11 protein-coding genes are annotated in these 11638 nt (G+C 65.9%); 8 read left to right on the forward strand and 3 right to left on the reverse strand.

Going from position 1 to position 11638, the window contains the following annotated elements; genetic code table 11:
* The first annotated feature begins 123 nt into the window (after nucleotides 1-123).
* Together zigA and J2X65_RS20745 are read left to right on the forward strand one after the other, a co-directional pair.
* The gene (zigA, locus tag J2X65_RS20740; protein WP_310205124.1) at nucleotides 124-1344 is read left to right on the forward strand and encodes a zinc metallochaperone GTPase ZigA; all 1221 of its coding nucleotides are present in this window, start codon (nucleotides 124-126) and stop codon (nucleotides 1342-1344) included.
* Nucleotides 1345-1726: 382 nt separating this feature from the next.
* Nucleotides 1727-2428, forward strand: a complete 702-nt coding sequence (locus tag J2X65_RS20745) for a glutathione S-transferase (RefSeq protein ID WP_310205127.1) — start codon at nucleotides 1727-1729, stop codon at nucleotides 2426-2428.
* A 39-nt stretch (nucleotides 2429-2467) separates the two neighbouring features.
* On the opposite strand, the gene J2X65_RS20750 is transcribed toward J2X65_RS20745, so the two are convergent.
* From J2X65_RS20750 to J2X65_RS20760, 3 genes are read right to left on the reverse strand one after another with little or no spacing between them, the layout of a single operon-like run.
* On the reverse strand, nucleotides 2468-3130 hold the full coding sequence (locus tag J2X65_RS20750) for a response regulator transcription factor (RefSeq protein WP_310205129.1): 663 nt from the start codon (nucleotides 3128-3130) through the stop codon (nucleotides 2468-2470).
* On the reverse strand, nucleotides 3127-4578 hold the full coding sequence (locus J2X65_RS20755; RefSeq protein ID WP_310205132.1) for an ATP-binding protein: 1452 nt from the start codon (nucleotides 4576-4578) through the stop codon (nucleotides 3127-3129). The genes J2X65_RS20750 and J2X65_RS20755 overlap by 4 nt, the downstream gene beginning before the upstream one ends.
* Nucleotides 4575-5123 carry a hypothetical protein gene (locus J2X65_RS20760; RefSeq protein WP_310205137.1) on the reverse strand — a complete coding sequence of 183 codons (549 nt, stop codon included), beginning with the start codon at nucleotides 5121-5123 and terminating at the stop codon, nucleotides 4575-4577. The genes J2X65_RS20755 and J2X65_RS20760 overlap by 4 nt, the downstream gene beginning before the upstream one ends.
* Nucleotides 5124-5573: 450 nt before the next feature.
* On the opposite strand from J2X65_RS20760, the gene J2X65_RS20765 reads away from it, so the two are divergent.
* The 6 genes from J2X65_RS20765 (at nucleotide 5574) to J2X65_RS20790 (ending at nucleotide 11608) form a co-directional block, all read left to right on the forward strand.
* The gene (locus J2X65_RS20765; protein WP_310205139.1) at nucleotides 5574-7478 is read left to right on the forward strand and encodes a methanol/ethanol family PQQ-dependent dehydrogenase; all 1905 of its coding nucleotides are present in this window, start codon (nucleotides 5574-5576) and stop codon (nucleotides 7476-7478) included.
* A gap of 95 nt (nucleotides 7479-7573) precedes the next feature.
* The gene (moxJ, locus tag J2X65_RS20770; RefSeq protein WP_310205142.1) at nucleotides 7574-8461 is read left to right on the forward strand and encodes a methanol oxidation system protein MoxJ; all 888 of its coding nucleotides are present in this window, start codon (nucleotides 7574-7576) and stop codon (nucleotides 8459-8461) included.
* 89 nt (nucleotides 8462-8550) lie between these two features.
* Nucleotides 8551-9129, forward strand: a complete 579-nt coding sequence (gene moxG / locus J2X65_RS20775) for a cytochrome c(L), periplasmic (RefSeq protein ID WP_310205145.1) — start codon at nucleotides 8551-8553, stop codon at nucleotides 9127-9129.
* A 46-nt stretch (nucleotides 9130-9175) separates the two neighbouring features.
* Nucleotides 9176-9493, forward strand: coding sequence for a methanol dehydrogenase [cytochrome c] subunit (locus J2X65_RS20780; RefSeq protein WP_404977768.1), 318 nt, complete (start codon nucleotides 9176-9178; stop codon nucleotides 9491-9493).
* 226 nt (nucleotides 9494-9719) lie between these two features.
* On the forward strand, nucleotides 9720-10751 hold the full coding sequence (locus J2X65_RS20785; protein ID WP_310205148.1) for a MoxR family ATPase: 1032 nt from the start codon (nucleotides 9720-9722) through the stop codon (nucleotides 10749-10751).
* Nucleotides 10748-11608: a hypothetical protein gene (locus J2X65_RS20790; protein ID WP_310205152.1), complete on the forward strand. Its 861-nt coding sequence runs from the start codon at nucleotides 10748-10750 to the stop codon at nucleotides 11606-11608. Before J2X65_RS20785 ends, J2X65_RS20790 begins: the two co-directional genes overlap by 4 nt.
* The last annotated feature ends 30 nt before the right edge of the window (nucleotides 11609-11638 follow it).

The raw sequence follows: 11638 nt of genomic DNA on the forward strand, positions 1-11638 counted from the left end.
TCGTCTCTGATGTCGGGGCAGCAATATATGGTTTTCTTTCAGGCGAGCCGTCCAGGGGGCTTGATCGGTCCTGCCGCTCTATGCAAATGATATAATATATCAATATGCAAATAGAGCGTGCATATGTCCGATTTACGTCTTCCGGTTACGGTGTTGTCCGGCTTTCTCGGCGCGGGCAAGACCACCCTGCTCAATCACGTGCTGGCCAACCGGGAAGGGCTGCGCGTTGCCGTCATCGTCAACGACATGTCGGAGGTGAACATAGATGCCGAGCTGGTGCGCTCGGGCGGGGCCAACCTGTCGCAGACGGAGGAGAAGCTGGTGGAGATGACCAAGGGCTGCATCTGCTGCACGCTGCGCGACGATCTGCTCGCCGAGGTGCGGCGGCTGGCCGGCGAGGGGCGCTTCGACTATCTGCTGATCGAATCCACCGGCATTGCCGAGCCGCTGCCGGTCGCTGCCACCTTCGAGTTCCGCGACGAGGAAGGTTTCTCGCTCTCCGACATTGCCCGGCTCGACACCATGGTGACGGTGGTGGATGCCGCCAACCTCCTGAAGGACTTCGGTAGCCGCGATTTTCTGCGCGACCGCGGCGAAACCGCCGGCCAGGAGGACGAGCGCACTCTGGTCGATCTCCTCACCGACCAGATCGAGTTCGCTGATGTCATCGTGCTCAACAAGGTCTCGGACGTCGCGCCGGCCCGACGTGCCGACGTGCGCGCGGTGGTGAAGGCGCTCAACCCGGATGCGCGGATCATCGAGACTGACCATGCCAATGTGCCGATCAAGGACATTCTCGGCACCGGCCGCTTCGATTTTGAGGCGGCGCATGAGCACCCGCTGTGGTTCAAGGAGCTCAACGGCTTTCGCGACCATACGCCGGAGACCGAGGAATATGGGGTGACGAGCTTCGTCTACCGGGCGCGTCGGCCATTCCACCCGGAAAAATTCGATGCCTTCCTTGCGCATAGCTGGCCGGGGCTGGTGCGGGCGAAGGGGTTGTTCTGGCTGGCGACGCGCCCGGGCCGGGTGGGGGAGATGTCGCTCGCCGGTGCCATTTGCCGCACTGGCTCGATCGGCAGATGGTGGGCCGCGATCCCGCACGAGCACTGGCCGACGCAACCGGACTGGCGGAGCTGGCTGCGCTCGCACTGGACGCCCGGTTATGGCGACCGTCGGCAGGAACTGGTCTTCATCGGCGTGAACATGGAAGAGGCAGCGATCCGCGCCGCGCTTGACGATTGCCTCGTCGGCCCGCTGAAGCCGACCATTTTCGATCCGGCGCCGTTCAGGCAATTGGCGGATCCGTTCCCTGTATGGGAACGCGAGTTGGAACGGGCCTGAGCCTGCGGCGCTCGGGCCGGTCCCCGAGCGGCAAACTGAAACGGGGGGCGATGTCGCGGGAGCTGTATGAGCGGCTGACGCACATCAACAGGCTGCCAGCCGGCCGGGTTGCGCGCCGGGCGAGCCGCCTCGGCAAGGCCGGCGCGCGGGCGACTCATGGTGCCCGGCGGTGGGGTAAATTGCCCAACGCGTCAACCTACGCGGCGGACCGAACGGGTGACCAGTCAGCCCGACGCCGGTGGATTCACCTTGCCGATGACGCCGGATTTTCCCATTGGCTCCATCGCTGAGCTGCGCGGGCTTGAAACCAGCGGCCGCTCCCGGCGTTTTCGATGATCGTGCCGGTCGGCGCGCCGGTCGGATCGGATAAGGAGCGGCTGCCGTGGCGGACTATGAACTCTTCTACTGGCCGGTGCCATTTCGCGGGCAGTTCATCCGCGCCCTGCTGGCCTATGCCGGAAAGGACTGGCAGGAGCACGACGCCGGCGAGATCGAGCGGTTGATGAACCTCGAACCCGCCGATCAGCCAATAGGCTTCATGGGTCCGCCGGTGCTGATCGACACCCAATCCCACCTGGCGCTCTCGCAGATGCCCTCGATCGCCCTCTATCTCGGCGACAGGCTCGGCCTCATCGCCGACGACCCCGGGCTCAGGGCGATGACGGCCAAGGTGGTCAATGATGCGAATGACGTCATCGACGAAGTGACGCTGGATGGCGGCCGCCAGATGTGGACCGAGGCCCGGTGGGAGCAGTTCCTGCCCAGGCTCGGGAAATGGATGGCGATCTGGGAGGCGGCGGCGGCCCGCCATGGGGTGGTGGACGATGGCGGCTACCTGCTCGGCACGAGGGAGGCCGGCGTGGCCGACATCGTCACGAGCACCTTGTGGTCGACGATGGGGGACCGGTTTCCCTCCCTCCAGACAATGCTTGAGGCAACCGCTCCACGGACGGCTGCCCTGACCCGGCGCATGCAGGCGACCCCTTCGCTTGCCGCGCTGCGGGCGAGATCGTTCGAGCAGTATGGGCAGGCGTATTGCGGCGGCGAGATCGAGAAATCGCTGAGGCGTGTGCTGGGGAGCTAGGCGGCGGCATCGAAAGGGCGACGGGGCAACGGCTTCTCCTCATCCCCCACGACCCAGGCGGGCGCCCGTGCCCGGCGAGGTGGAGACATATTGAATGGCGCGGCGCACGAGTTCCGGCAGGGACGTCGCGCCCAGCTTCGCCTTGAGCTGCGAGCAGGTATTGGCCACTGTCTTGTAGCTGAGGCCGAGCTCGTCGGCGATCTGCGTATAGTCGCGCCCGTCCGCGAGCAACGCCAGCATCTGCAATTCCCGCTGGGTGACATCGCCCAGCGGCGTATCCTTGCGGGCGCCCAGCAGCGCAACCTGCATGGCGAGCTCGTGGCCGATATAGGGCTGGCCGCGCCGCACCCGCTCGAACGCCTCGAACAGCGTGCCGGAGGAGGTGTCCTTCTGCACATAGCCATCCGCGCCGGCTTCGAGAGCTCGGCTGGCGATGACCGGATCGCCATGCATGGACAGCACCAGTATCGGAAGGCGGCCATCCTGCGCCCTCAGACGGCGGACCAGAAGCAGGCCGCTCAGGCCGCTGCCCTGCAAGGCGAGATCGACAATGACCATGTCGGGCTTCTCGCGGCGGAACAGCCGGTAGCCCGACAGAACCGAGTTGGCTTCCAGCACCCGCTCGACGCCCCAATCCTCCAGCAGGCAGCGGCAGCCCTGAAGCACGATGGGATGATCATCGATCACCAGAACGCTGGTCATATCGTCTTTGCCCTCTCGCTGGAGACTGTTGCTGCGTCATCCGGGCGGATCGGCAGGGTGATTTCTATGCGCATGCCGCGCGGCGCGACCGGTGCCAGATGCCAGCCGCCTCCCAGCGCACCGATCCGCTCCTCGATGCCGATCAACCCGAAACCCGGCGTGCTGTCCGGTTGCAGGCCGACGCCGTCATCCTCGACGGCGAGGCGCAGGCGATCGCCGGCCATCTCCTCGCGCAGCGAGACGGCGATCCGGCCGGCCTGCCCATGGCGCAGCGCATTGGTCACCGCTTCCTGCACGCAGCGATAGACGGTGATCTCGATGCTGTCGCCATAGTGCTCCGCCACATTCTCCAGCGAAAGGCGGAACTGCCGGTCCGGGGAGTGCCGCTCGAAATCGGCGAGCAGTTCGGCGATGACGGCGGCAAGCGGGACATGGCCGAGCGCCATTGGCCGGATTCGGCGCAGCAGGCTGCGGTTGCCTTGCTGAACCCGGTCCAGGATCTCGCTCATGGTGGCGACGCGCTCGCCGATCCGGTGGGCGGGCTCCGATTCGAGCCGCGCCAGAACCCGGCCAATCGATTCGAGATTGGCCCGGAGGCCGAACAGGCACGGGCCGAGTTCGTCATGCAGATCCGCCGCGATCTGCCGCCGCTCGTCGTCCTGCACCCGCACCAGGCGCTCGTTCAGCCGCAGATTGTCCTGGCGCGCCATCCGGAGCGCGGCCCCGAGCGCATTGAAGCGCTCGACGATCCGCGCCAGCTCGCGCACCCTCGGTAGCGGCAGGCGGTGATCGAAACGACCTTCCTCCAGTTCGTGCAGCCCGGCCGACAGCGTGTGGAGCGGTTGCAGCAGCCGGCCGAGCACAAGGTAGAGCGCGGCCAGTATGGTGAGGTTCACCACCGCGGCCAGCAGAGCGAGATCGGACATGTCCGACCAGACCTCGGCGATCTCGTCCGAAGCCTCGCCGCTGATCCGCACGACGCCTATGGGTCGCCCATTCTCGACGACCGGGATCGCCGTCTCGGCGCGATCGACGGTGACGAGATCGGCAAACCAGCCAGGCACTTCATCGGTCTCGTCCTCGTCGCCAGCATCGCTCGCAGAGGGTGCCTCGGCGATGATCTTGCCGGTCAGGTCCTCGATATGGATGCGCACATGCCGCAGCCCGGTGATGTGCAGGGGCAGCTGGGTGAGCGAAACCGAGGCGCCGACCGTTTTGGCGAGACGCTCGGCGGTCTCCTGCACCAGGCGCTCGGCAATGGCGACCGAAGAAAGCATTTCGAGCCGGGTCGCTCTCTGTGCGTTGAGGATGACGACCACGAAGGCGACCAGCGCCGCGCACAGATTGATGACGATCACGGCCGCCATCACCTGCCAGCGCAGCGAGCGCCGCCCCCAGAAACTGTAGTCGACCGCACCGGCCGCGGAACCGCTGGCGAAGGCGGTCATGGACGGATGTCCGTTGCCCCGGCCTCGGCGGGTGCGCGCGACGGCGGCGCCTGCTGCCGCAGAACGGCAAGCGCCGCCTCCCGCGTCAATCCCTGCGAGCGCAGATTGTAATAGTGCTGGCACAGATCGCTGAAGCCGCTGCGCGAGCCCTTCTCCGCAAAGGGGGCGAAATCGGCGAGGATGTCCGGTACCGTTTCCTCGATGTCGATTTCGCGCAGCATGGTTTCGAGCTGCACCGCCCGGTTGGCGATCATCCGGGCGTTCTCGCCGAAACGCTCGTCGGCATCGGCAAGGACGGCCCGCCAATGCGCCGCCGCCGGGTCGCCGGCCGCGAGGTCGTGGCCTGCCGCGCGGCTGGCCAGCCAGATATCGGGCTCGGTCGCATCCGATGGCTGCAGCCACTGCTTGCCCGCCACCACGCTGACGGGCGAGGCGGCGACGCGCTCGCGCGGCTCGGACGGCTGTTCGCCCGGGCAAGCCGCGAGGGTAAGGGCAATGCCGGCACTGCCGACAGTGCGGGAGAAGGAAGACAGGCCGTTTCCCATGCCTATTATTACTTTCTTATCATTGCGTTGTGACGTGTGACATCTCGTCGTTTTCTACTGGATCTCCGACCTCCATGCTCCTGTTTGCCGCCGGCTCCGGCTTGGGCGGGGACTCTGCTTTCCCTACAACATCATGAAAACAAGCCGTTTTCCAGAGGCATCGGCAAAGCTTCGACGCCGGCGTGGCGCATTTTCCGATAGTTCGGGAACTAGTTCCCGATCAATTTTTCCAAATTACCTAAAGACAATTGCAAAGCGCAAAGAGAATAATCGGTACATAGCGATCTGAATAATCAGAGATTTATAAGAAATAACACGTATATCGCGCCAATCTAGAGCAGAATGCTGCGAGCGCGAAGGCCAACAAAGAAAGCAAGAGTTCGCGGCGCTGCCGGCTCGAGCCGGAGCGGATGCAGGACGATCTGGGAATGGAAACGTGAGGGAAGATCAATGAGCCGACTGCACTCTTCCGTGTCAGCGCTGACCGTCGCCGTCGCGATGGCGGCTACGGTCAGCCTCGCCGCCCTGGCGCCGGCGGTTGCGAATGACAAGCTCGTGGAGCTGTCGAAGAGCACCGACAACTGGCCGATGACCGGCAAGAACTACAACGCCAACAATTACAGCGAGGCGAACCAGGTCACCAAGGAGAACGTCAAGCAGCTCAAGGCCGCCTGGTCGTTCTCCACCGGCGTGCTGAGCGGGCACGAAGGCACCCCGCTGGTGGTCAACGGCGTGATGTACATCCACGCTCCGTTCCCCAACACCACCTTCGCGGTTTCGCTCGACGAGCCCGGCAAGATCCTGTGGCAGCACAAGCCGAAGCAGAACCCCACCGCCCGCGCGGTGGCCTGCTGCGACGTGGTCAACCGCGGCCTCGCCTATTGGCCGGGCAATGCGAATGTCGGTCCGCTCATCATCAAGACCCAGCTCGACGGCAATGTCGTCGCGCTCAAGGCCGATACCGGCGAGGAATACTGGAAGCTGGAGAATTCCGACATCAAGGTCGGCTCCACGCTCACCATCGCGCCCTATGTGGTGAAGGACACGGTGCTGATCGGCTCCTCGGGCGCGGAGCTCGGCGTGCGCGGCTATGTCACCGCCTACGACATCGCCACCGGCGCGCAGAAGTGGCGCGCCTACGCCACCGGCCCGGACGGCGACGTGCGCCTCGCCGACGACTTCAACAGCGCCAATCCGCATTACGGCCAGAAGGGCCTCGGCCAGGCCACCTGGGAAGGCGAGGCCTGGAAGATCGGCGGCGGCACCAACTGGGGCTGGTACGCCTATGATCCCGACAGCAACCTGTTCTATTACGGCTCGGGCAACCCGGCGCCGTGGAACGAGACCATGCGTCCGGGCGACAACAAGTGGACGATGACGATCTGGGGCCGCGATGCCGAGACCGGCATGGCCAAGTTCGGCTACCAGAAGACCCCGCACGACGAATGGGACTATGCCGGCGTCAACGTCATGATGCTCTCCGAGCAGCAGGACAAATCCGGCAAGATGCGCAAGCTGCTCACCCACCCGGACCGCAACGGCATCGTCTATACGCTTGACCGCACCAATGGCGATCTGATCTCGGCCGACAAGATCGACGATACCGTCAACTGGGTGAAGCAGGTCGACCTCAAGACCGGCCTGCCGCAGCGCGACCCGGAATATGCCACCCGCATGGACCATGTCGGGCGCGACATCTGTCCCTCGGCGATGGGCTACCACAACCAGGGCCACGACAGCTACGACCCCGAGCGCAAGTCGTTCTTCATGGGCATCAACCACATCTGCATGGATTGGGAGCCCTTCATGCTGCCCTACCGGGCGGGGCAGTTCTTCGTCGGCGCGACGCTGAACATGTATCCCGGCCCCAAGGGCGACCGGCAGAAATATGAAGGCCTCGGCCAGGTGAAGGCCTATGACGCCATCAACAACAAGTACAAATGGGAAGTGATGGAGCGCTTCGCCGCCTGGGGCGGCACGCTCGCCACCGCCGGCGGCGTGGTGTTCTACGGAACGCTGGACGGCTTCATCAAGGCGCGCGACAGCGACACCGGCGAACTGCTGTGGAAGTTCAAGCTGCCCTCCGGTGTGATCGGCCATCCGATGACCTACACCCACAACGGGACCCAGTACGTCGCCATCTACTATGGCGTCGGCGGCTGGCCGGGGGTGGGCCTCGTCTTCGACCTCAACGACCCGACCGCCGGCCTCGGCTCGGTGGGCGCCTTCAAGCAGCTCCAGCACTATACCCAGATGGGTGGCGGCGTGATGGTGTTCTCGCTCGACGGCAAGGGCCCCTATGACGACCCGAAGGTGGGCGAATACTCCACCGAGATCATCCGCGCCAGCAATTGACGCCGCATCGGCCGCCCGCCGCGCTCGCCGCACCCGGGCGGCCGACCTTCCCGATGATCGTCCCGAACCCCGTCCGTCCGCACGGAGGAACCACCATGTCGACATTCACGTTGTCGAAGCTCGCCTCGGCCAGCCGTCTCGCCCTTTCGGCGGGCCTGGCTGCCGTTCTCACCACCGCCGCCGGCGCCGCCACGGTAGACGCCGAAAAAGCGGCCGGCGCGAATCCGAACGAGTTGCGCATCTGCGCCTCCAATGTCGAGGCCCCGTTCTCCAACAAGGAGTCGACCGGCTTCGAGGACCGCATCGCCGTGGTGCTGGCGCAGACGATGGGCCGCAAGCCGGTGTTCGTGCGCAACGACAAGCCGGGCATCTATCTGGTGCGCGACCAGCTCGACAAGAACACCTGCGACGTCGTGATGGGCGTCGATGCCGGCGACGCGCGCGTGCTGACCTCCAAGCCTTATTACCGGACCGGCTACGTGCTGGTGACCAAGGCGGATCGCAACATCACCACCAGCGATTGGCAGGACCAGCAGATCAAGGACCAGACCCGCTTTGCCGTCCGTTTCTATTCGCCGGCCGAGACCATGCTGAAGCGGATCGGCCGGTTCGAGGACAATGCCGCCTACATGTATTCGCTGGTCAATTTCGTCTCGCGCCGCAACCAGTGGACGCAGGTGCCAGGCGACCGGCTGGCCACCGAAGTGGCCACCGGCGAGGCGGATGTCGCCATCGCCTTCGCTCCCGAGGTCGCGCGCTATGTGAAGGCGTCCACGACGCCGCTGCGCATGACGGTGATCAGCACCGGGATCGACCGGCCGAACGACAAGCCGATACCCATGCACTACGACCAGTCGATCGGGGTGCGGAAGAACGATCCGGCCTTGCTCGCCGAAATCGACGCCGCACTCGAGAAAGCCAAGCCGCAGATCGAGCAGATCCTGATTACCGAAGGCATCCCCCTTCTCGATCCGAACACCTGACGCGGTCCGCGAAAGGCACCGGCGGTCGTCGCCGCGCGGCCGGTGCGGCGGCGATCCCATGACGCGAAACGCTTCTGCGAAGAGGTTCGATGAAAAAGACAGTTCTCATCAGGACGGTAGCCGTGCTCGTGACGCTCGGTGCCCTCGCGTTCGGCACGCGCGCGGCGATCATGCTCACCAACACGGTAACCGGCCAGCCACTCGAACTCTCCGAGGCACCGGAGGAGGGACGCGACACCCCGGCCGTGCTGAAATTCCTGGAGTCCGGTACGAATATCTACAACGAGGACCCGGTCTGCCTGCCCAAGGCCCATGAATTGTACCTGTCCATGTGCTCAGGCTGCCATGGCCATTACGCCGAGGGCAAGATCGGGCCGGGACTGAACGACAGCTACTGGACCTATCCGAAGAACGAGACCGACCAGGGCCTGTTCGAGACGATCTTCGGCGGGGCGCAGGGCCAGATGGGCCCGATGTATGGCGCACTGAACATGAACGAGATGCTGCTCGTCATGGCCTGGGTCCGGCATCTCTACAAGGACGATCCGAAAGGCGCGACCTGGCTGACCAGCGAGCAGCGCAGCGCATTCAAGTCTTTCGACGCCAACGCCAAGCACATCGAGCCGTCCGACGTGATGCCTCCGAAGTGCGGCGGGCCGGCCGGCTGAAGCCGGCGGCAAGAAGCACCCGTGGAAACCGACAAGGAGACCGAGCATGACCATCATCGACCACAGCGTGAAGACCATTGCCCTCCTCGCCGGCGCCGGCGCGCTCGGCCTCGCCATGGTGGTCGGGGCGGCCGCCTATGACGGCACCAACTGCAAGGCGCCCGGCAATTGCTGGGAACCCAAGCCCGGCTATCCCGAAAAGGTCGCGGGATCGAAATACGATCCCAAGCACGACCCCAAGGAAGTCAACAAGCAGGCGGAATCCATCAAAGGCATGGAGGCGCGCAATGCCCAGCGCGTCGAGTATTTCCAGAAGACCGGGAAGTTCGTCTACGACGTGAGCAAGATTCCCGCTGCAAACTGATAGCTCGGCCGAGCGAAGAACCTTCACGAACCCACGTGTGGTCGGAAGCCTATCTCCTTTCCGTCCGCGTTCCTCCGGCACTTGTCGGTTGTGGGCAACTGGCACGGCCGGCGTCGCGCGATCATCGCGGGCGCCGGTCGTGTCCTCTTCGTCGGCCGATCGCGGCCGCGGATCGGTGCGTGGCCCGACCGCCGGCCATGTCGCCGCAAGGTGGAGGACTTTCCGCATGCGTCTCGCCCGCGAGACCGATTCCATCCTGTCGGACTGGCGCGACCGCGCCCTGCGCTTCGAGGCGGAGATCGGCAAGGCCGTGCTGGGGCAGGCGCGCGTCATCCGCCTGCTGACCATCGCCACCTTCGCGCGCGGCCATGTGCTGCTGGAAGGCGACGTCGGCGTCGGCAAGACGACGATCCTCCGCGCGCTGGCGCGGGCGATCGGGGGCGCCTTCGAACGGATCGAGGGCACCATTGACCTGATGCCTGCCGACCTGATCTACCACGCCCATCTCGATGAGGACGGCAAGCCGCGCATCGACCCCGGCCCCCTGCTGAGGCAGGGCGAGGGGCTTTCGGTGTTCTTCTTCAACGAGATCAACCGCGCCCGGCCGCAGGTGCATTCGCTGCTGCTGCGGCTGATGGCGGAACGCTCGGTTTCGGCCTTCAATCGCGACCATCATTTTCCCCATGTCCAGGTCTTCGCCGATCGCAACCGGGTGGAGCGCGAGGAGACCTTCGAGCTTCCGGCCGCGGCGCGCGACCGCTTCCTCATGGAAGTGCAGGTGGCGGCGCCGGCCGGGGAGGAGGCCCGGCGCAGCCTCGTCTTCGATCCGCGCTTCCACAATGTGGATTCGCTACTGATGGGTGTGGAGCCCGGCGTGCTGGAGCCGCAGGCGCTGGAGACGGTTGCGCGGATGATCCAGATCAGCATCCACGCCAGCCCGACCCTGGAAGCCTATGTCCTCACCCTTTGGGACGCCCTGTGCGACCCACAGAGCCATGGCGTGACGGTCGAGGGCGCGGATATGCAGCGGCTGGTCCAGGGCGGTGCCAGCCCGCGCGGCCTCAGCTATCTCGTGCGCGCCGCGCGCGTGCGGGCCTGGCTCGAGGGCCGCGACGTGATCGTGCCCGAGGATGTGCGCGCCGTGTTTCCCGAGGTGATGGCGCACCGCATCTTCGTCGATCCGGTCTATGAGATGCGCCGCGAGAAGCTGGTCGGCGAACTCATCGCCGGCCTCTTCGCGCGGGTGCCGGCGCCATGACCGGCGCGGCGCACGAAACGGCGCTCCAGCCGCTGCCTTACCGGCTGCGCTGGCGCCCGCAGGGCGTGCTGCCCGGCGCCCATCCCGGACATGGCGAGGGCGCCGAGGGCGAGTTCCGTCGCCACGTGCCGCTGCTGCGCCATCCCGATCCGCGCCGGCTCGATCTGCGGGCGTCGCTATGCGATCCCCATGGCGCGCTTCATGTGCGCCAGTTCGCCCCGCGGCGGGCGGTGCCGGTGGCGGCTCTGGTAGATCTGTCGGGCTCGATGCGGTTCAGCGATGCCGTGGCGGGCGGAGTCGCCGATCTCTGCGCGCTCCTGGCGCTTTCGGCCGCGCGGTCGGGTGACAGCTTCGCGCTGTTCGGGTGCGATGGACAGGTGCGCGAGGAGGCGAGCCTGCCCTTTGCCCGGCGGCGCGGCATCGAGACGGAGGTGCGCCGGCGGCTCGCCGGTGCCCGTCCCTCGGGGATGACGGCGACCGGGCTGATCGAGGCGGCCGGACGGCTGCCGCAGCGTCGCGCCTTCGTCTTCCTTCTCTCCGATTTCCTGATGCCGATGGCGGAGATCGAGCGACTGCTCGACGCCTTGTGGCGGCATGACGTGGTGCCCGTCCTCGTCGGTGCCGACGCGCCTGAAGACGCGCTGCCGAGCTGGGGATTGGTCGAACTTGCCGACCTCGAAACCGGCGTGGCGCGCCTCGTCGTCATGCGGCCAGCCTTGCGCGCGCGCTGGCGACGGCAGGCGCGCGAACGCCGGCAGGCGTTGCAGCGCATCTTTGCGGAACGGGGCCTGCGTCCTTTCGAGCTGCGGGGAGCGCTGGATGTCGACGCGCTGGCCGAGCGGCTCAGGGAGGGCTGAATGCACGCCGCCGCCCGATGGCTTGTCCGG

Origin of the sequence: Ancylobacter sp. 3268 (assembly GCF_031456575.1) — a bacterium.
GTDB lineage: Bacteria > Pseudomonadota > Alphaproteobacteria > Rhizobiales > Xanthobacteraceae > Ancylobacter.